The organism is Streptomyces sp. LHD-70, assembly GCF_031157275.1.
Lineage (GTDB): Bacteria > Actinomycetota > Actinomycetes > Streptomycetales > Streptomycetaceae > Streptomyces.
In genome coordinates this window covers 309,188-328,366 of record NZ_JAVIFW010000002.1, presented here as the reverse complement: position 1 = coordinate 328,366, position 19,179 = coordinate 309,188, and the positions used below count along the sequence as shown (strand labels likewise).

Sequence of the window (19,179 nt, the reverse complement as noted above, 5' to 3'; positions counted from 1 at the left end):
GCGAGACTTACGGACACGACCTAGTCCGCGTCCGGTGCCGTCGTCTCGCTGTACCCGAGGTCCGAGCCCTCCGTCGCGCCTTCCGGGAGCCGGGGCGGGCGGTACTCGGACACGGGGCGGCCGTCCGGATCCGGGCGTACCGCTCCGAGCAGCGGATTCGCCGCGATCGGGGAGACCTTGACGCGGGAGCCGGGGCGCGGGGCCTGTACGACCTTGCCCTCGCCCAGGTAGAGGGCGACATGCGTGGCCTCGGGGAAGTACACGACCAGATCGCCGGGCCGCAGTCGATGCAGCGGGACGCGCTCCAACTGCTCCCACTGCTCCTGCGAGGTGCGGGGGATGTCCCGGCCCGCGCGCTGCCAGGCCCGCGAGGTGAGCCCCGAGCAGTCGAAGGACTTCGGCCCCTCGGCGCCCCACACGTACGGCTTGCCGATCTGCTTCACCGCGTACCGGATCGCGGCGGCGCCCGCCTGAGAGGGGGCGCGGGTGCGTGCCGGTGCGCCGGGCGGGCCGCCGAGCGCGCCGGAGTCGAGGAGGTCGCGCTGGGCGTCGGCGGTGCCCTGCTCCTCCAGGCGGCGCAGCGCGTCCAGCTCGTCGGCGGTGAGGTCGGCGAGCATCTCCTCGACGTCCTTGAGGCGCCGCGTCACCTCGTCCCGGTCCTCCTTCTGCCGTACGGCCAGGGCGACTTGGGCGTCCAGGGCCTTCCGGGAGCGGGCGGCGAGCGCGTCGGCCCGCTTCTCCCGGTCGACGAGCCGCCCGACCGTCTCGACGCGCTCGGCCGCCAGGCGCCGCACGACGTGGCCCTGGTCGAGGACGCGGCGCGGGTCGCGGGCGAGCAGCAGCTTCAGATACGGGGAGAGCTCGCTGTCGCCCTGGTACTGCTGCCGCGCGAGGCGGCCGGCGGCGGCGCGGCTGTCGTGCAGGGCGGTACGCGACTTCGTCAGCTCCGCGCCCAGCTTCTTCACCTCCGCGCGCTGCTTCCTGAGCTTCTCCGCGGTGGCGTTGTACGTCTCGGTGGCCTGCTCCGTCTTGCGGTACAGCTCCTGGAGATCCGCGAGGAGCCCCGCGACGGAACCCTCCCCGGGCCCGGGGGCAGCCGCGGCCTGGGGCCCACTCACCAGGCCCGCCACCACCGCCGCGGCGCAGACGGCTCTGCCGATGCTCTTGCCTGACACACCATCACCTCCGCCGCGAGCATGCGGCGGTGGTCCTCGGCTCACCTGGCGGGTGGGGCTTGGTGGCGGTACGGGGTCACTCGTGCCGGGCGGGGTGTGCGCGGAGCGGTGCGGCGCCGTTGACAGCGGGGAAGTTCAGCCGCGCTTGGACCACGGCCACTTGAGCCCGCCGGATCCCCGCCCCTCCGGGTCGTACACGTACTTCCAGCCTCGCGGAAGACCGAGCCGCCGGCTGAACCTCGCGGCCTCCCGCCGGTACACCAGCACCGTCGGAGGCCCACCCCCCGCCTCCGGCACCGGGACCTCGTACAGCTTCGACGGCTGACCGGTCGGGCCGAGCAGGATGGGGAGGGTCCGGCCGTCCAGGGGGCCGCCCTCGAAGGGGATGTCCTCGCTTCTCACGCGACCAGTCTCACAGCAGGTGCGCCGCGTCGCTCACCACGGGCAGCACCCGCCCGGCCAGCGAGGCGGCGAGACCGTCCGGCTCCTCCAGTTCGAGCGCGGCGCGCAGCACCTGAGCGGTCTGCGGGTCGGAGGCGGCCGTGGCGGTCGTCACGGCGAGGAAGTGGTCGAGCAGCCAGTCCCGCAGCTCCTCCTGCGGCGGCTGCTTGCCCTCGTCCAGCCAGATCAGGGAGGCGGCCTCGACGGCGGAGATCCAGGTGCGCACCATCAGATGCAGCCGCGGCCCGGGCTCCGTGACCGGCAGATGGGCCAGGATCCGCGCGGCCGCGACGGCCCTGACCTCGTCCACGATGGCGCTCGTGCGCGACGTGGAGACGACACTGCCGCCCTGAAGGAGCGCGCTGAACCCGGTGTCGTGCTCGTCGACGAACGCGAGGTACCGGGTCAGGGCGCGGGCGAGCCGGGCGGTGAGCGGTCCGTGCGCGGGCTCGTCGAAGCACTGCTCCAGGGCGTCGGCGGCGGTGCGCAGGGCGGCCTCGTACAACTGCTGCTTGCCGCCCGGGAAGTACCGGTAGACCAGCGGCCTGGACACGCCCGCCGCCTCGGCGACGTCGTCCAGGGAGACCTCCTCCGGCGCGCTGTGCGCGAAGAGGGACAGCGCGGCGTCGAGGAGCTGGCTGCGCCGCTCCTCCACGCTGAGCCGTCGGTAGGCGGGGGTCGTTGCGCGCGGGGTGGCTGCCGGGGACATGCCCGCAGCGTATCCGCTCCGCTGGGTGGGCCCTCGAGTAGTTCTTGCCGTCGTCCGGCGCACCGTCGATCGCCCTGCGGGCTCGTCCTCAAGCTCCCCCAGCCTTCGGCCGGGAGGTGCCCCCGGACGGGCTGGATTTCACGCCAGCAGCCCCGAGCTGCGCCACAGCCTCCGCCCCACCCCCCGCATCACGCCGATGTCGTCCAGGAAGTCCGTCAGTCGCCGTGCCCCCGTGCGCATCACCTCGCGGCGGTGGGCGCTGGCCCTGACCTGGGCGAGGGCCTCGCGCCGGTTCAGGCCGACGTTCTCGTACACCTGCGGGTTGACAAGCGCGAGCGAGAAGACGCGGGCCGCCTCGCCGGAGGAGATCCGGGTGAACTCCCGCTCCCACAGCGGCGCTGTGATCATCTGGCGGCGCAACTCCTCACGGGCGTACCGCACATGACGCGCCTCCTCGACCACATGGATCCGGGTCACACCGCGCACCAGCGGCTGGACCCGCTCGTCGGGGAAGGTCAGGCGCTGCATCCAGTCCAGGATCTCCTCGCCGAGCAGGGTCGCCGTGAACGAACCCGGGGTCGTGGAGACGGTCTTGAGGACGCGGGCCAGATTGTGCTGGAACCACGTGACCTGGTACATCGGCGCCCCGCCCCGCTTGATCATGCGGGCGAACATCATGGAGTGCCGGCACTCGTCGGCGATCTCGGTGAGCGCGTACCGCACATGGCTGCTGCCGAGCGGCTTGTCGTAGATGTGCCGGACGAGCAGCTGCATCAGGATGATCTCGAACCAGACGCCGATCGAGGCGAGCGAGGCCGCCTCGTGCCGGGCCAGGTCCATCCGCTGCTCCTCGGGCATCCGGTGCCACAGCGGGGTGTCGTAGAGGGAGACCAGCTCCGGCGGCCAGAACCACTTGTCCGGCGCGAGCGGGGCGTCCCAGTCGAGTTCGGTGTCGGGGTCGTACGAGTGCTTGGCCGAGGACTCCAAGAGGCGTTCGGCCACCTGCTCGCGGCCCTTGAGCAGGCCGAGGGCGTCCCGCATCCGCTGCAGCGCGAGATCCTCGGCGGCTTCGCGGGCCGTGCGGGCTTCGGCGGTCGTGGTCATGGGTTCCCTCCTCCGTCGGACGGTGTTCCCTGGTTATGAGACTGCTTGTCAGTAAGGCGGTCAATCCCTCCTGCGCGACTTGTTGACCCCTTGTCTCATACGTGTGAGCCTGCCAACGAGCTTGTCCCGTACGGCAGTTCGCGAGGCGATGGAGGCGTAGGGGTGTCGACGCAGGAGCTCTACAGCAAGGACCCGGGCGAGCCGCTCTGGCAGGTTCCGGCGACTGGATCGGCCCGCTTCAGTTGGGAGTACGACGACGGGCGCGACCGTCTCCTCGCCCTCTACCAGAAGGGCAAGGACAAGCAGTGGGACGGCGCCAAGCGGATCGACTGGGACCTGGAGGTCGACCCGCACAACGCGCTGGGCACCCCCGACGAGGCGCTCACGCTCTACGGCACCCGGCACTGGTCGAAGATGACCGACAAGGACAAGGGTGAGCTGCGCCGGCACTATGCGTCCTGGCAGTTCAGCCAGTTCCTGCACGGCGAGCAGGGCGCGATGGTGTGCGCGGCCCGCATCGTCGAGTCCGTGCCCGACCTGGACGCCAAGTTCTACTCGGCGACGCAGACGATGGACGAGGCCCGGCACGCGGAGATCTTCGGGCGGTTCCTGCACGAGAAGGTCGGGATGCTCTACCCGATCAACGACAACCTGCAGTCGCTGCTCGGCGACACCCTGCGCGACTCCCGCTGGGACATGCCCTACCTCGGCATGCAGGTCCTCATCGAGGGCCTCGCGCTCGCCGCGTTCGGCATGATCCGCGATACCACGGACAAGCCGCTGCCGAAGCAGATCCTGGCGTACGTGATGCAGGACGAGGCCCGGCACGTGGCGTTCGGGCGGATGGCGCTTCGCGACTACTACCGGCAGCTCACCGAGGCCGAACTGCGCGAACGCGAGGAGTTCGTCATCGAGGGCTGCTACCTGATGCGCGACCGGCTGCGCGGCGTGGAGGTCCTGGAGAACCTGGGCATCCCCAAGCAGGAGGCCGACGAGTACAGCGAGAACTCCGAATACCTCGCGCTCTTCCGGCAGTTGCTGTTCTCCCGCATCGTCCCGTGCGTACGCGACATCGGCCTGTGGGGCAAGCGGCTGCAGGAGGCGTACGTCGACATGGGCGTCTTCGAGATGGGCAACTCCAACCTCGACCAACTGATGGCCCAGGACGAGGAGATCGCCGAGAAACTGGACGCGGAACGCTTCGCCGCCGAGGAGGCCGAGCGCGTCGCGGAGGTGGAGGAGGCGATTGAGGCGGGGGCCTGACCTGCGGCGTCACGGCACGGCCACGTAATGTGCCGGTCATGTCAACGCCGCAGCCACCACAGGCCGGGGGATACGGTCAGGCAGGCCCTTACGGTCAACAGCCGCCACCCCCGCAGCAGTTCCCGCAACAGCAGCACCCCCAGCCGTACCCGCAGCAGTACCCGCCGCAGCAGCCCCCGCCCGGCCCGTACGGCCCAGGCCCCTACCCGCCGCCGGGCCCCGGCGGCTGGGGCGGGCCGCCGCCTCCGCCGAGGAAGAATGCGGCGGCCGTCTGGGGCGGTATCGGCACCGCGTGCGCGATCGTCGTTGGTCTCGTGCTCCTCTCGATGTGGGGCAACCGGGACTCGGGCGGCTCGTCCACGAGTTCGGACTCCTTCCCGCCCGCCGAGTACAAGCTGACCCTCCCGAAGTCCCTGCTCGGCGGCGAGTACAAGCTGGCCGCCGACATGTCCAGCAAGGCGCCCCAGGACGACGGGACGTGGGACGAGTCGTACATGCAGGACTTCACCGGGGTGGCCGCCCAGTACACCGGCGCGGATGCTGCGGCCGGCAAGGTGCTGGTCGTCTCCGGCGCGTACGGTCGCATCAAAGACCACGACCGGGCCCGTACGAGCATGTCCGACGGCGCCGCCGAGAGCGAGGGCGCGAAGATCGCCGTGCCCGCGGAGGACATCGTGACCGACGGCGAGATCGTGCGCTGTCAGGTGCTCACGATGGAGCAGGCCGGAACCAAGGCGTCCTTGCCCATGTGTGCCTGGGCGGACGACAACACGTCCGCCACCGTCGGCCTCGTCGACCCGTCCACCGCGGGCCAGGCCCCCTCCTCGATCGACCTGAAGGAGGCGGCTCGCACGACTCTGAAGGTCCGCCAGGAAATGCGTCAGTCCCTCAACTGACCTGCCCGGCAACGGTGTTCCCGGGCGGGAACGCCGTACGCAGCGTGAACGCGTACGGCGTAGGCCCCTCCGCGCGGAGGCGGAGCAGTCGCTCCTCCGCCTCCGCGACCGTCGGCCGGTGGCCCGCCGGGACCCACCACAGGGTCGTCATCGCCTCGGCGACCCGCTCGAACCACTCGGAGCGCCGGGAGAGCAGTTCGCGGTGCTGCCCCTGGTACATGAAGGCCGTGAGCGCGTCCGTGTCCCGCCACACCGACATGTTGACGATCAGCCAGGACTCCCCGAACACCGGCACGTCCGTCGCGTTGCCCGAGTCGCTCTGCAGCCGCCACACGAACCCGTCCGCCGCGTCCGCGACCGCGTTCACCGGATCGAGGGCGTCCACGAAGTCCTTCAACTCCGGTGCGTCCAACGGGTACTTGAGGCGGGCGATGTTGACCTGGGCGAGTTCGTACGAAGCTACATCCTTGACCATGGGCGCACCCTAGACACGGCGGGCGGGCGCGCCCAGACCCGTCTCACAGGGCGAGCGCCGCCTTCATCACGGCCCGCGCGATCGGTGCCGCGCTGCCGCCGCCGCTGATGTCGTCCCGGTCCGCCGCCGCGTCCTCCACGACCACCGCGACCGCGACCCCGGGCTGCGGCTCGCCCTTGGCCTGGGCCCAGGAGATGAACCAGGCGTACGGCAGGCCCGCATTGCCGATGCCGTGCTGGGCCGTGCCGGTCTTCCCGCCCACGACGGCCCCCTTGATCGCCGCGTTGGACCCGGTGCCCTCCTTGACCACGCCGACCATCAGCTCCCGAAGGAGCGAGGCCGTGCCCGGGTTGATGGTCTGGCGCAGCGAGGTGGGGTGCGTGCTGGACAGGACACGGCCGGAGGCGTCGGTCGTACGGTCCACCAGATGCGGCGACTTGAGGTCCCCGTTGTTGGCCACGGCCCCGGCGACCATCGCCATCTGCAGCGGCGTCGCCGTCGTGTCGTACTGCCCGATCGCGGAGAGCGCGACGCTCGACGGCTCCATCTCCCGGTTGACGTTGCTCTTCGCGACCCGCGCCGGGATCCGCAGGTCCGCGTCGTTGAAGCCGAACCGCTCGGCCGTCCCGACCAGGCCGTCCAGGCCCACCCGCGCGCCGAGGTTGGCGAAGACCGTGTTGCAGGACATCTCGAAGGCGTACCGCAGGGAGGCGTTCTTGCAGCCCTCGACCTCGTTGGTGAGCTTCGTGGACGTGCCGGGCAGCGTGTACGGGTCGGGGGAGCGGGTCTTGGCGTCCAGGTCCGTGACGACGCCCGCGTCCAGGGCGGCCGCCGCGGTCACCACCTTGAACGCCGAACCGGGCGGATAGGTCTGCCGGATGGCCCGGTTGAGCATCGGCCTGCTCGCCGCGTTGTTCAGGGCCGTCCAGTGCCGCGCCTCCGAGACCCCGTTCCCCGACAGGAGTTCCGGGTCGTACGAGGGCGTGGAGACCAGGGCCAGGATCCGCCCGGTCGTCGGGTCGAGCGCCGCCACCGCGCCCTGCTTGTCGCCGAGCGCGGAGTAGGCGGCCCGCTGCACGGACGGCGCGATCGTGGTGTGCACGGCCCCGCCCGCGCGCCGCGCCCGCGTCACGTCGTCCACGATCGGGAACGGCGCGAGCTGCGGATCGGTGCCGGAGAGCAGCGGGTCGGCGGCGCCCTCCAGGAGGGTCGTGCCGTAGGTCTGCGAGGCGTAGCCGGTCACGGGCGCGTACAACGGGCCGTTCCTGTACGTCCGTTCGTACCGCAGCTGCTCGCCCGTGTCGACGGAGCCGGTGATCGGCCGCCCGTCCACGTAGATGTCGCCGCGCTCCTGGCCGTAGCGGGCGATGGTCTGGCGGCGGTTGGCCGGGTTGGCGTCGTACGACTCGGCCTCGAAGACCTGGATGCGGGTGGCGTTCAGGGCCAGGGCGAGCATCAGGAGCATGCAGAAGGCGGCGGCGCGGCGGATGTGACGGGTCAAGCCTCAGTCCTCTCCGGGCAGTTGTCAGTCCTCTTCGGACAGGGAGTCGTACGCGTCCGGCGGCTGGGAGCGGGCGTAGGAGCTGACCCGCACGAGCAGCGCGACGATGACCCAGTTGGTGACGACCGACGAGCCGCCCTGGGCCAGGAACGGCATCGCCATACCGGTGAGCGGGATGAGCCCGGTGACCCCGCCCGCGATCACGAAGACCTGCAGCGCCAGGATCGAGGCGAGCCCGATCGCGAGCAGCCGCCCGAACGGGTCGCGCAGGGCGAGCCCCGCCTTGCAGCCCCGGGCGACGAGCACCGCGTAGAGCAGGAAGATCGCGCAGAGTCCGGTCAGGCCGAGCTCCTCGCCGGCCGTGGCCAGGATGAAGTCGGACTTCGCGGCGAAGCCGATCAGGGTGGAGTGGCCCTGGCCGAGCCCGGTGCCGAGCAGCCCTCCGGCCGCGAACGCGAAGAGGGATTGAGCGAGTTGGGTCGGCCCGCGGCCCGCCTCGATGGTGGCGAAGGGATGCAGCCAGTCCTGGACCCGGCTGTGCACATGCGGTTCGAGCGAGCCGACGGCGAACGCCCCGACGCAGGCGAGCAGCAGCCCCACCGCGATCCACCCGGTGCGCCCGGTGGCCACGTAGAGCAGCACCACGAAGATCCCGAAGAACAGCAGCGAGGTGCCGAGATCCCGCTCCAGGACCAGTACGCCCACGCTGGTCAGCCAGATCGCCAGGATCGGCCCAAGCACCCGCCCGGTCGGGAACTGCAGCTTCCACACCCGTCGTCCGGTGTACGCGAGCGCCGTGCGGTTGGCCGCGAGGTACGCCGCGAAGAACACCGCGAGCAGGATCTTCGCGAACTCGGCGGGCTGCAGCGAGAATCCGGCGATCCGCACCCAGATCCGGGCGCCGTTGACGGCCGGGAAGAACACCGGCGAGACGAGCAGCGCGAGCGCGGCGGCGACGAACAGATACGCGTACCGCTGCAGCACCCGGTGGTCGCGCAGGACGAGGACGACCACGATGAAGAGGGCCACCCCGGCCGTGGACCAGGTGAGTTGGGCGAGCGCGGCCTGGTCGTCGGGCGTCTCCTGGTCGAGCCGGTAGATGAGGACCAGGCCGAGCCCGTTGAGCAGCACCGCGATCGGAAGGAGCAGCGGATCGGCGTACGGGGCACGCCACCGCACCGCCAGGTGGGCGAGCAGGGCGAGCGCGCCGAGGCCGCAGCCGTAGTCGGTGACATTGCCCGGCACGGTCCCGTAGCGCGCGAGCCCGACGTTCAGATAGCCGAGCACACACAGGCCCACCGCGAGGACGAGCAGGGCGAGTTCGGTGCCACGGCGCCGGTGGACCGGAACCACCGGAACGGATGTTTCCGTCCTGTCTGTCACATCAGCGGTTCTTCCGGTCATGTCGGGCAACGTAGCCCGAAGTCCTGTCGGACGGGCCCCGTCAAACGCCGGAGGGGCGCAAAATTACTCAGCCGCCCCGCAGCCCGGTTCGTCCGGAACGTACGGCAGCGTCAACGTGGCCACCGCCCCGCCCTCCGCCGCGTTGCCGAACTCCAGCCGCGCCCCCAGCACCCGCGCCTGCCCGAGCGCGATGGTCAGGCCGAGGCCGTGGCCGTGCGCGCCGCCCTCCGTGCGGAACCGCTGCGGCCCGTGCTCCACCAGGTACGCCGGGAAGCCGTCGCCCTGGTCGCGCACCGAGAGGACCGGGCCGTCGACGGTGAGCAGCACCGGCGTACGACCGTGCTTGTGGGCGTTGGCTACGAGGTTGCCGAGCACCCGCTCCAGGCGCCGCCGGTCGGTCTCCACGCACACCTCCCGCACGATCCGCACCTCGGTGTCCGTGCCCGTGGCCCGTACCGCGCGCTCGGCGAGCGGGCCGAGGGGATGGCAGTCGAGGTCGACCTGCTCGCGCCGGGCGTCGAGCCGGGAGATCTCCAGGAGGTCCTCGGTGAGCACGCGCATCGTCTGCACCCGGTCCCGTACGAGCTCCGCGGGGCGCCCCGGAGGCAGGAGTTCGGCGGCGGCGTGCAGGCCGGTCAGCGGGGTGCGCAGCTCGTGCGCCACATCGGCGGTGAACCGCTGCTCGCTCTCCAGCTTGGCCTGCAGCGTCGCGGCCATGGTGTCGAGCGCTCCGGCGACGGTCGCCACCTCGTCCTGGGCGCGCGAGGGATCCTTCGTCCGCGGGTCGCCGACGCGGGCGTCCAGGTCACCGGCGCCGATCCGGCGGGCCACGGTCGCCGTCTGGTGCAGCCGCCGCGTCACCCGGGTCACCGCGAACGCCCCGAAGAGCAGCGTCGCGCCGATGGCGAGCACGGCGGACCCGGCGATGGCCCGGTCCAGGCCGTCGATGGTCCGGGCGCCCTGGCTGTAGTCGATCTCGGCGGCGATGGCCCGGCCGCCGTCGGCGGGGCCCGCGGCCCACATGGTCGGGCGGCCGTGGTGGTCGGCGACGAGCGTGCCGCGCCGGCCCTCGGCGGCCAGCGCGCGCAGCGACTGCGGCAGGCCCGGCGGGTCGAGGCCCGCGCCCGGCGGGAGCCGGTCCCCGGCTTCGTACAGGCGGGTGACGTCCGCCAGCTTCGTGAGGGCCTTCTCGCGGGCGTTGTCGACGGTCTGCTGGGTGACCGCGACATGCACGAGCACGCCGAGGAGGGTGGCGAGCGCACAGCACATCACCGTGATGAAGAGCGCGGCCTTCCAGGTGAGCGTCGCCGTCCAGGCGGGCGGGCGCAGCCTCACGGCAGGTCCGCGGAACGGGAGGGCGCGGCCGAGCCGGAAGAGGGCTCGTCGGGCTGCGGGCTGCCCTCGCGGTCGACGCGGACGATCTCGATCCGGGCGGGCAGCATGGCGCGCTGCCGCGCGTCCCAGGACCACGCGTAGCGGAACTCGTAGCCGGGGCTCTGCGCGGGCTCGTAGACGATCAGGTCGCGGCCGGCCAGCTCGACGCGGGTGACCTCCTCGGCGGTCGACATGATCCGGATGAGCCGGCCCTCGTCGAGGCTGTAGACGCGGATGCCGAGGGCGCCCTGGGAGAACCGGATGCCGACGACCAGCTCGTCCTTTCCGCTGCCGGTCAGGTCCCGGTAGTACGCCTGCAGCACCGGGCAGCCGCGTACCGCCTGGTCGGGCTTCTTGTCCGCGGGGCAGCGCCCGATGGCCGCGGCGGTGTCGGCGGGCATCCCGTCGGGCCCGCTGTCCGTGCGCGGGTGCGCGGCCAGGTCGGCCCTGACGACGGCCAGCGGGTCGACCTTGTGCAGATCGCGGCCGGGTACGTCGATGCCCTCCACGACCTCGACCACGGCCTCACCGTCGTCCGGGTACTCGTTCTTCGTGGGCGGCAGCTGGGGCCAGAGCCGGGCGGGGCCGACCGCCTGCGGCGTGGGGCCCGCGCTCTCCAGGCTGCCCGCACTGCCGCAGCCCGCGAGCAGCAGACCGAGGGCGGGGAGCAGCAGGACGGCGTGGCCACGCCCCCGGCGGCTTCGGAACACGGCACTCCAGACTGCGGCTGCGGATTCTGTTACGGGACGAGGTCGGCGGAGACGATGACGTTGTCCGTACGGTGGCCGTCCTTGATCTGACCGCCACAGGCCAGAATACGAAGCTCCGCAGGCTTGTTCCCTTTGGTGCAGGTCTCGTCCGGGACGGACGGTTACCGCGGTACGGACCGGACTCCGCGCACGACCTGGCACGGCACGCTCAACTTCCCCTCTTCACCGGTCCGTTGTTGCCCACCCGCCCCGCAGCTGTTCCCATGGTCATTGGGGGTGAGACGACATGTCCGCACTGCGCGTCGTGCCGACCCGGCGGCACGGCAGGGAGCTCTACCACGTGCTGCTGCCGGACGGCAGGAACATCGCCAGCTACGAGCGCGGGACGGGCCGCGTCAGCCTGCTGCGCGAGGAGCACCGGCAGAGCGTCCTGGACGCGCTCGCGCCCTATCTCACCGGCCCCGTCACGGTCGGCCCGCCGCCCCTGCCCACCGCCGCCGAGCTGGCCGGCCTCGCCCTGCACCCGGACGACGACCTCGCCCCGAACCGCCCCGGCGAGGCCCTCCTCGTCGACCTCGACCGCGCGCCGGGCCCGCCCCACCGGCTCCGCGCCGACCCGCGCCGCCTGGGCCTCGCCGCCGAGCAGGCCGTGGGCGACGCCCTGGACCGGCTCGACGGCGCGGGCTGGCGCGCCCTGCACTCCGTACCGCTGCCGGGCGGCGCCCGCCTGCACCACCTGCTGATCGGGCCCGGCGGCGTGTACTGCCTGCGCAGCCTGTACGCCCGCAAGCGCCGGGTGCGGATCGAGGCGCCGTACGCCGCGGTGGGCCGGGCGGAACCGGAGCCGCTCCTTCGGGGCCTTGCCTACGACGCGGAGCGGGCGTCTCTCGCCCTGACGGTCGAGGTGCGCCCGGTCCTGGCCGTGGTCGAGGCCGCCCGGATCGAGCAGGCCCGTCCCTCCCGCGAGGTCCGCGTCGTACCGTCGGCCGAGCTCGCCTCCCTGGCGGCGAGCGGCGGCCTCCTCAAGCCCGCCGAGGTCGACGCCCTGTACGCCCAGGCCCGCGACCGGCACACCTGGTCGCGGGTCTGAGCGGCGTACGAGCCGGGCTATACGAGCCGGGCTATATGGGTCGGGCTGTCCGGGTCGGGCTGTCCGAGTCGGGCTAGAGGTTGTCGCCCCAGCCGCCCTGCAGCATCGTCTGGAACGCCCACTTCCCGTCGCGCCGGAGCAGGATGTCGGCGTACCGGAGCTGCTGGGTCTGCCCCTCCATCGTCATCGTCGAGTCGGTGAACACCACGGCCATGGCGGCGGACAGGAACACCGGCGTGCGGACGGACTCGAACGTGATGTCCTCGCCGCCTTCGCCCATGACGTGGGTCATGGTCTCCACGAACTGCTTGCGGTCCCACTGCGCCGACCGGCCGTCGCCCGCGGAGTTGTCGCTCACCAGGTTGAGCGGGAACACCGCCAGGTCGGCCATGCGCTCGATGTCCCGCCGCGCGCTCGCGGCGTCGTACTCGGCGAACCAGGCGTCCAGGCTCGCCCGCTCCTCGGCGGTGGGGGTGTATCCGGTGTCGGGCAGAACGGTCATGCAGGCTCCTCCGGCAGGTTCGGCTCAGCGCTCGGACTGATTGGTCAAGCTTGACTACTCGAAGAAAGGTATGCCGCGTACGAGCATTAGTCAAACTTGATTAATGGTGATCCGGCTCACAGGAGCGGTGGTCACTCCGCCCCGCCGCCCCGGAACCGCACGACCGCCGCCGTCCGGTGCCGCGTCGCCTGCTGCCGGACCTCGACCGTGAGCTCCGGTGGCACGGTCTGGTACGTGATGTCGCCGAACCCGATCGCGTTCATCCCGGCCTCCCCGTCCGACGCGGGCAGCAGCTCGGCGGCCCGTGCCCGTACCGCCGGGGCCAGCGGGCTTGAGAGCAGCGGGTCGTCGTCCCCCGGCAGCACCAGGACCAGCGCCTGCGGCCGGGCGCGGCTGCCGGTGAAGCCGACGACGACCGCGTCCCGGGTGTCGCTGTGCCGCAGCTTCAGCCAGGCCCGGCGCCCGCTCGGGTACGTCTGGTCGAGCCGCTTGATCACCAGGCCCTCGACGCCGGTCGCGCGCAGCGACTCGTACCAGACGGCCGCGAGCTCCGGATCCGTCGTCATCGGCACCGGCTGCAGCGGCGGCCCGAGCGGCGCGAGCAGCGCGACGAGCCGCTCACGCCGCTCGCCGTACGCCCGCCCGCGCAGGTCCGTGCCCGCCTCCGCGAGCAGGTCGAACGCCGCGTACGAGGCCGGCAGCGTGCGCGCGAGCTCCGGCGCGCGCCCCGGCGTGGCCGCCGCCCGCCGCTGCACGGCCGCGAAGTCGATCCGCCCCTGGGTCCACACCACCACCTCGCCGTCGACCACCGTCCCCTCCGGCAGCGCCCGTGCCGCCTCGGCCAGGTCGGGGAAGGCCGCCGTCACCGTCCGCCCGGACCGCGCCTGCAACAGCACCTCGCGCGGGCCCGCTCCCCGGAACAGCACGAGCCGGTGCCCGTCGAACTTCGGCTCGTACGCCCACGGCCCCTCCGTCGGCAGCTCCGCCACGGACTCCGCGAGCGCGACCCGGACCGGCGGGGCCGGAGGTCGTGCGGGAGGCGGCGTCACCGGAAGCCCCGGGGCAGCTTCCGGGCCCGGTTGAGGTTGATCAGCGGGCCGAGCAGATCGCCGTGCTCCGCGAGCCGGGGCGCGATGTCCGGGGCGAGGAAGGACAGCTCGCCCGGCTCCTCGCAGCCCTCGATCTCCTCCCAGGTCACGGGCGCGGACACGGTCGGCTCGGCGCGGGCCCGCAGGGTGTACGGGGTCGCGGTGGTCTTGGCGGCCGCGTTCTGGCTGAAGTCGACGAAGACCTTGCCCGGCCTCAGGCTCCGCGTCATCCGGTGCAGCGCGAGCCCCGGCAGCTCCCGCTCGGCCTCGACGGCCAGCTGCTTCGCGTACGCGGTGACCTTCTCGGACGGTGTCGGCTCGATCGGCACGAGCACGTGCAGGCCCTTGGAGCCGGAGGTCTTCGCGTAGACGTGCAGCCCGTCCGCCGCCAGGCGCTCGCGCAGCCAGAGCGCCACCTCGCAGCACTCCACGATCGTCGCGGGCGGGCCGGGGTCCAGGTCGAACACCATCCGGTCGGCCGTCCCGGGGGAGTCGGCCTGCCACTGCGGGGTGTGGAACTCGGTCACCAGATTGGCCGCCCAGATCAGGGTCGACATGTCCTGGACGAGTACGAGGGTCGCTGTGCCCTCCTCGCTGCGGCGCGGGATGTCGGCGGTACGCACCCAGCCGGGCGTACCGGGCGGCACGTTCTTCGTGAAGAACCGCTGGCCGTCCGGCCCGTCCGGGAAGCGCAGGAAGGAGACGGGGCGGTTGTAGAGGTGCGCGAGCAGGGCTCCGGCGCAGGTCGCGTAGTAGTGGACGGCCTCGCCCTTGGTGAACCCGACGGACGGATACAGCACCTTGTCCAGATTGGTGAGCGCCAGGCGCCGCCCCTCCACCTCTGTGATCGGCGTCATACGATGAGGATGACCCGTACGGACATAACGGGCGAATCGCTCGTGTGCCGGGGGCAGCAGTCGATCACGTAAGAGGCATTAAGGGGTTCTCACTGTGCGATCCATATGGAACGGCGCCATCTCCTTCGGCCTGGTCAGCATCCCGATCAAGCTCGTCAACGCCACCGAGAACCACAACGTCTCCTTCCGCCAGATCCACGCCACCGACGGCGGCCGGATCCGCTACCGCAAGGTCTGCGAACTGGAGGAGAAGGAGATCTCGGCCGCCGAGATCGGCAAGGGGTACGAGGACGCCGACGGCTCGATCATCCCCATCACGGACGAGGACCTGGCCTCGCTCCCCATCCCCACGGCCAAGACCATCGAGATCGTCGCCTTTGTCCCGCAGGAACGGATCGATCCGCTCCAGATGGACGCCGCGTACTACCTGGCCGCGAACGGCGTCCCGGCCGCCAAGCCGTACACGCTGCTGCGCGAGGCGCTCAAGCGCAGCAAGAAGGTCGCCGTCGCCAAGTTCGCCCTGCGCGGCCGTGAACGGCTCGGCATGCTGCGCGTCGTCGACGAGGTGATCGCCATGCACGGCCTGCTCTGGCCGGACGAGATCCGCGCCCCGCAGGACGTCGCCCCCGAAACCCAAGTGACCGTACGGGACGCGGAGTTGGACCTCGCCGACGCCCTGATGGAGACCCTCGGCGAGGTCGACCTGGAGACCCTGCACGACGACTACCGCGAGGCCGTCGAGGAGATGATCTCCGCGAAGGTCGAGGGCACCGAACCGGCGAAGGCCCCCGAGGCGGCCTCCGGCGGCGGCAAGGTGATCGACCTGATGGCCGCCCTGGAGAGCTCGGTCGCGGCGGCCCAGGCGGCCCGTGGCGAGGAAGCGGAACCGGCGAAGGTCACGCCCATCAGTCGTACGCGCAAGAAGGCGCAGGCGACTCCGAAGGCGGGGGCGACCCCGAAGGCGGTGGGCGGGAAGAAGTCCACGGCTTCGGGCGCGAAGAAGACGGCATCGTCCTCGACGAAGAAGTCGACCTCGACGGCGGCCAAGAAGACCTCGGCGACGAAGAAGTCGGCGGCGAAGAAGACGGCATCGTCCTCGGCGAAGAAGTCCACCTCGACCTCGACCTCCGCGTCGCGCAAGAGGACCTCGGCGTAAGGAAGTCGAAGCTCAGGGCGCCGCCCCGACGACCACGGTGGCCCCGAACTCCGCATCGGCCACGACCCGCGCGAGCAGCCCTCCGGCCACCATGGCCCGCGCGGTCCGGTCCGCCTGCCGCTCACTGGTCTCGATCAGCAGCCGCCCGCCGGGGCCGAGCCACACGGCCGCCTCGGCGGCCACCCGCCGCTGCACCTCGACCCCGTCGCCCCCGCCGTCGAGCGCGACGAGCGGCTCGTACTCCCGCGCCTCGGCCGGCAGCAGTCCGATCTCGTCGCTGGGTACGTACGGGGCGTTCACGACGAGCACGTCCACCCGCCCCCGCAGCCGCGCGGGCAACCCCGCGTACAGATCGCTGACGTACACCTGCCCGCCGACCCCGGCGAGATTGCGGCGCGCGCAGGCCACGGCGACGGGGTCGATATCGGCGGCGTGCACCTCACCGGCCGACCCGCCCGCCGCGACGGCGAGACCGAGTGCGCCGCTCCCGCAGCAGAGATCGAGTACGACCCCCTGCTCGGGCAGCACGTCGAGCGCCTGCCGCACCAGGAACTCCGTACGCCGCCGGGGCACGAACACCCCGGCCTCGACCCCGACCCGCAGGCCGCAGAACTCGGCGAACCCGACCACCTGCTCCAACGGCAGCCCGCGCACCCGCTGTTCGACCATGACGCCGACGTCGCCCTCGTCCCGGGCCACGGAAAAGATCAGCCGAGCCTCGTCCTCGGCGAACACGCAGCCGGCCCGCCGGAGTTGATCGACGACGGAGGGCGAGACATCGGTGTGAGAGGGAGAAACCATGAAAGGACATGCACCTTTACGCGAAGTGAAAGGGCACCCTCAAGGCCGCCGCCACCCGGCAGCCACACCATGACGAGGCGAGAGCACCCGACTTGCTGCAGCGTTGATGGGTCTCACCTCCCGTTCTCCTGCCACTGCGTGGACGGGCAACCCTACCGGAGCAGCCCCCGGCTCACCGGGCCACACATCCACGGAGCCGCTCGAGCAACTGACGGGCGGCTGGGCTCCCGGCGTCGAAGTCCTGGAACTGCAACGGGGCGGAGAGGTCCTCCGCCCAGAGCCGGGCGGAGAGGGGCAGCAGCATGCGCTCAGCGTCGCAGACGGAGTCGCGGCCGCCGTGTGCACGGGCCGCAGCCTGCTGGCCATGGGTGGGGCGCTTGCGCTCGGGCCGTTGCTCGCCGGGTGCGGGAACGGTGGGGAGGAGCAGGGGAGTTCGCGGATGGGTGAGGGCGGCAGCGGTGGCCCGTGGTCCTTCAAGGACGACCGGGGCCGCACGGTGAAGCTGGACAAGAGGCCCGAGACCCTCGTCGCGTACGTGAGCACCGCCGCGGCCCTGTACGTCGTGGAGCAACTGGCCGCCGCCGTACGGAAGTCGAAGAACCTGGACGCGTAGCCCGCCCGGCCTAGGCCGCGGACCGCACCGCGGAGATGTCGAACTGCAGCCGGACCCTCTCGCTCACCATCGTGCCGCCCGCGGCGAGCCGCTGGTTGTAGACGAGCCCCCAGTCGGTGCGGTCGATGGTGGTGGTCCCGTCGAATCCCGCCCGTTCGTAGCCGAAGGGGTCAAGCACCGAGCCGAGGTAGTCGAGCTGCAGGTCGACGGGCCGGGTCACGTCGCGGATGGTGAGATTCCCCGTCATACGGAAGCTCTCCCCGCCCTCGTGCACGGCGGAGGTCGAGCGGAACGCCATCTCCGGGAAGCGGTGCGCGTCGAAGAAGTCCGCACCGATGAGATGCGCGTCCCGCTGCTCGACCCCGGTGTCCACACTCGCGACCCGGATGACCAGCTCGGCCCGCGACTCGGAGGGCCGGTCCCCGTCGAAGTACAGGGCGCTGTCGTAGTCACCGAACGCACCCCGCACGGTCGTGACCATCGCGTGCCGCACGGAGAACCCGATCCGGCTGTGCGGCCCGTCGATGCTCCAGTGCCCGGTCAGCGCCCGAAGAGCAGGAGCGAGCGCGACACCACCGGCACCGCCCTGCGCAGTCGCACGGGACCCAGCGAGCTGCGGCCGCTCGACGGCGGCGGTCTGACGACGGCTGAATATGCCCATGAGGCCGTACTCTCCTTCGAGTTGATCACACCGTGTTATCACGGGCCTCGGAGGTGTCGAACAGCGAGATGGGCGCCCTCGTCCGGGTTCCATGGCCCCGACGGGAAAGAAGCACAAGACCGACATCATGTGAACGCACTGTCGGGCGACCCGGCGTCACGCACGGTCACAATTCGTCGAGCAGGTCCTCGGTGTGCTCGCCGAGGGCGGGGGCGGGCCGGCGGAAGGTGTCGAGACCCGCGCCGAACGTCACGGGGAAGCGGGCCTGCGGTGTGGCACCGTCTCCGTCGGGCTTGCCGAAGAGGTCGCGGGCGGTGGTGTGGGGGTCGGTCAGGAGAGCGTCGGGGCGGGTGAACACCGGTGCCCAGGGTGCGTCGATCTCCGTGAGCACCTGGGACCACCACGCGTGGTCGCGCGCCGCGAAGACGTTCACCAGCAGGTCGTGGACCTCCTCCTTGGCGGCCGTGCGGTCGGCCCGCCGGTCGTGGGCCGGGCTGTCGAGCGCGGGGTACTCGGGGAACTCGGGGGTGAGCCGGGTGCGCAGCCGGTGCCAGAACTTGTCCTCGAAGGTGGCGAGCGACAGCAGGTGGCCGTCGGCCGTGGTGAAGACGTCGTTGTCGCCCTGCACGAGACCGGCCGCCAGAGGGTCTTCGACGCCGAGGAGCGGGAGGGCGAACAGCGAGCACCAGGCGGTGACGGACTCGCTGAGGGAGACGTCGATGTGCTGCCCCTCGCCCCCGCCGCCGCCCTCGCCCTCGCTGCCGCCCCCGCCCCCGCCGAGGGCGGCGGTGAGGGCGAGGGCGGCGTGCATGGCCCCCGCCATGTCGCCGACGCGGACGCCGGGCCGGGTGACGGTGCCGTCGAGGCGGCCGGGCACGGCGAAGAAGCCGGAAAGCCCGAGGAAGTTGAGCTCGTGGCCGGGCTTCGTGGCGTACGGGCCGGTCTGCCCGTACCCGGTGAGGGAGCACAGGACGAGCCGCGGGTTGACCGCGTGCAGGGCGTCGAAGCCGAGGCCGAGACGGTCGAGTACGCCCGGGCGGAAGCTCTCCACCACCGCGTCGGCGGTGCGCGCGAGGCGCAGGAAGGTCTCCCGGCCGTGGTCGGTGCGCAGGTCGAGGGCGAGCGAGCGCTTGTTGCGGTTGAGCGTGTCGAACAGGGGCGGGGCGAACCGGAGGGGGTCGCCGCCGGCGGGGTCCTCGACCTTGATGACGTCCGCGCCGAGGTCGGCGAGCATCGAGGTCGCGTACGGACCCGGCAGCAGCCGGGACAGGTCGAGGACGCGCTTGCCGGTCAGGGCGGACCAGCGCGGGGGTGTGGTGGTCACGGAGGAGGGTGCCTTCCCAGGACGAGAGCGGGGGT

At 71.9% G+C, this 19,179-nt stretch carries 21 protein-coding genes; 5 read left to right on the top strand and 16 right to left on the bottom strand.

Features of this window, described 5'->3' with window-relative positions; all coding sequences use genetic code 11:
* Positions 1–20: 20 nt before the first annotated feature.
* The 4 genes from RCO28_RS06450 to RCO28_RS06435 all read right to left on the bottom strand — a co-directional run bounded on the left by RCO28_RS06450 (position 21) and on the right by RCO28_RS06435 (position 3,429).
* Positions 21–1,175: an NlpC/P60 family protein gene (locus RCO28_RS06450; RefSeq protein ID WP_308939985.1), complete on the bottom strand. Its 1,155-nt coding sequence runs from the start codon at positions 1,173–1,175 to the stop codon at positions 21–23.
* A gap of 135 nt (positions 1,176–1,310) precedes the next feature.
* Positions 1,311–1,577, bottom strand: a complete 267-nt coding sequence (locus RCO28_RS06445) for a hypothetical protein (RefSeq protein ID WP_308939984.1) — start codon at positions 1,575–1,577, stop codon at positions 1,311–1,313.
* A gap of 10 nt (positions 1,578–1,587) precedes the next feature.
* On the bottom strand, positions 1,588–2,325 hold the full coding sequence (locus RCO28_RS06440) for a TetR/AcrR family transcriptional regulator (RefSeq protein WP_308939983.1): 738 nt from the start codon (positions 2,323–2,325) through the stop codon (positions 1,588–1,590).
* A gap of 138 nt (positions 2,326–2,463) precedes the next feature.
* On the bottom strand, positions 2,464–3,429 hold the full coding sequence (locus tag RCO28_RS06435; protein ID WP_374991104.1) for a diiron oxygenase: 966 nt from the start codon (positions 3,427–3,429) through the stop codon (positions 2,464–2,466).
* A 162-nt stretch (positions 3,430–3,591) separates the two neighbouring features.
* Here RCO28_RS06435 and RCO28_RS06430 point away from each other — a divergent pair, with 162 nt between their 5' ends.
* Together RCO28_RS06430 and RCO28_RS06425 are read left to right on the top strand one after the other, a co-directional pair.
* Positions 3,592–4,692, top strand: coding sequence for a ferritin-like domain-containing protein (locus RCO28_RS06430; protein ID WP_308939982.1), 1,101 nt, complete (start codon positions 3,592–3,594; stop codon positions 4,690–4,692).
* Positions 4,693–4,730: 38 nt separating this feature from the next.
* Positions 4,731–5,588, top strand: a complete 858-nt coding sequence (locus RCO28_RS06425; RefSeq protein WP_308939981.1) for a hypothetical protein — start codon at positions 4,731–4,733, stop codon at positions 5,586–5,588.
* Here the strand turns inward: RCO28_RS06425 and RCO28_RS06420 are convergent.
* The 5 genes from RCO28_RS06420 to RCO28_RS06400 form a co-directional block, all read right to left on the bottom strand.
* Positions 5,581–6,063 carry a DUF3291 domain-containing protein gene (locus tag RCO28_RS06420; RefSeq protein WP_308939980.1) on the bottom strand — a complete coding sequence of 161 codons (483 nt, stop codon included), beginning with the start codon at positions 6,061–6,063 and terminating at the stop codon, positions 5,581–5,583. The genes RCO28_RS06425 and RCO28_RS06420 overlap by 8 nt on opposite strands.
* A 43-nt stretch (positions 6,064–6,106) precedes the next feature.
* Positions 6,107–7,564 carry a penicillin-binding transpeptidase domain-containing protein gene (locus tag RCO28_RS06415; RefSeq protein WP_308939979.1) on the bottom strand — a complete coding sequence of 486 codons (1,458 nt, stop codon included), beginning with the start codon at positions 7,562–7,564 and terminating at the stop codon, positions 6,107–6,109.
* Between the two features lie 24 nt (positions 7,565–7,588).
* Positions 7,589–8,968 carry an FtsW/RodA/SpoVE family cell cycle protein gene (locus RCO28_RS06410; protein WP_308939978.1) on the bottom strand — a complete coding sequence of 460 codons (1,380 nt, stop codon included), beginning with the start codon at positions 8,966–8,968 and terminating at the stop codon, positions 7,589–7,591.
* Between the two features lie 63 nt (positions 8,969–9,031).
* Positions 9,032–10,303, bottom strand: coding sequence for an ATP-binding protein (locus RCO28_RS06405; RefSeq protein WP_374991103.1), 1,272 nt, complete (start codon positions 10,301–10,303; stop codon positions 9,032–9,034).
* Entirely contained in the window at positions 10,300–11,052 is a 753-nt protein-coding gene (locus RCO28_RS06400) for a hypothetical protein (RefSeq protein WP_308939977.1), read from the bottom strand. The genes RCO28_RS06405 and RCO28_RS06400 overlap by 4 nt, the downstream gene beginning before the upstream one ends.
* A 286-nt stretch (positions 11,053–11,338) precedes the next feature.
* Between RCO28_RS06400 and RCO28_RS06395 the strand changes: the two genes are divergently transcribed.
* Positions 11,339–12,142 carry a nuclease-related domain-containing protein gene (locus RCO28_RS06395; RefSeq protein WP_308939976.1) on the top strand — a complete coding sequence of 268 codons (804 nt, stop codon included), beginning with the start codon at positions 11,339–11,341 and terminating at the stop codon, positions 12,140–12,142.
* Positions 12,143–12,215: 73 nt separating this feature from the next.
* Here the strand turns inward: RCO28_RS06395 and RCO28_RS06390 are convergent, their stop codons facing one another.
* The 3 genes from RCO28_RS06390 to ligD form a co-directional block, all read right to left on the bottom strand.
* On the bottom strand, positions 12,216–12,644 hold the full coding sequence (locus tag RCO28_RS06390) for a nuclear transport factor 2 family protein (protein ID WP_308939975.1): 429 nt from the start codon (positions 12,642–12,644) through the stop codon (positions 12,216–12,218).
* A gap of 131 nt (positions 12,645–12,775) precedes the next feature.
* Positions 12,776–13,693, bottom strand: a complete 918-nt coding sequence (locus RCO28_RS06385; protein WP_308939974.1) for an ATP-dependent DNA ligase — start codon at positions 13,691–13,693, stop codon at positions 12,776–12,778.
* Positions 13,690–14,589, bottom strand: a complete 900-nt coding sequence (gene ligD / locus RCO28_RS06380) for a non-homologous end-joining DNA ligase (RefSeq protein WP_308939973.1) — start codon at positions 14,587–14,589, stop codon at positions 13,690–13,692. The genes RCO28_RS06385 and ligD overlap by 4 nt, the downstream gene beginning before the upstream one ends.
* A 94-nt stretch (positions 14,590–14,683) precedes the next feature.
* Here ligD and RCO28_RS06375 point away from each other — a divergent pair, with 94 nt between their 5' ends.
* Entirely contained in the window at positions 14,684–15,745 is a 1,062-nt protein-coding gene (locus RCO28_RS06375) for a Ku protein (RefSeq protein WP_308939972.1), read from the top strand.
* 12 nt (positions 15,746–15,757) lie between these two features.
* Here the strand turns inward: RCO28_RS06375 and RCO28_RS06370 are convergent, their stop codons facing one another.
* Positions 15,758–16,546, bottom strand: coding sequence for a putative protein N(5)-glutamine methyltransferase (locus tag RCO28_RS06370; protein WP_308939971.1), 789 nt, complete (start codon positions 16,544–16,546; stop codon positions 15,758–15,760).
* A 172-nt stretch (positions 16,547–16,718) separates the two neighbouring features.
* On the bottom strand, positions 16,719–16,850 hold the full coding sequence (locus tag RCO28_RS06365; RefSeq protein WP_308939970.1) for a hypothetical protein: 132 nt from the start codon (positions 16,848–16,850) through the stop codon (positions 16,719–16,721).
* A gap of 60 nt (positions 16,851–16,910) precedes the next feature.
* Here RCO28_RS06365 and RCO28_RS06360 point away from each other — a divergent pair, with 60 nt between their 5' ends.
* A complete protein-coding gene (locus RCO28_RS06360; RefSeq protein WP_308939969.1) occupies positions 16,911–17,159 on the top strand; it encodes a hypothetical protein in 249 nt (82 codons plus the stop codon).
* Positions 17,160–17,169: 10 nt separating this feature from the next.
* Here the strand turns inward: RCO28_RS06360 and RCO28_RS06355 are convergent, their stop codons facing one another.
* Together RCO28_RS06355 and RCO28_RS06350 are read right to left on the bottom strand one after the other, a co-directional pair.
* Positions 17,170–17,820: a YceI family protein gene (locus RCO28_RS06355; protein ID WP_308939968.1), complete on the bottom strand. Its 651-nt coding sequence runs from the start codon at positions 17,818–17,820 to the stop codon at positions 17,170–17,172.
* 166 nt (positions 17,821–17,986) lie between these two features.
* Positions 17,987–19,144 carry a CaiB/BaiF CoA-transferase family protein gene (locus RCO28_RS06350; RefSeq protein ID WP_308939967.1) on the bottom strand — a complete coding sequence of 386 codons (1,158 nt, stop codon included), beginning with the start codon at positions 19,142–19,144 and terminating at the stop codon, positions 17,987–17,989.
* Positions 19,145–19,179 lie beyond the last annotated feature (35 nt).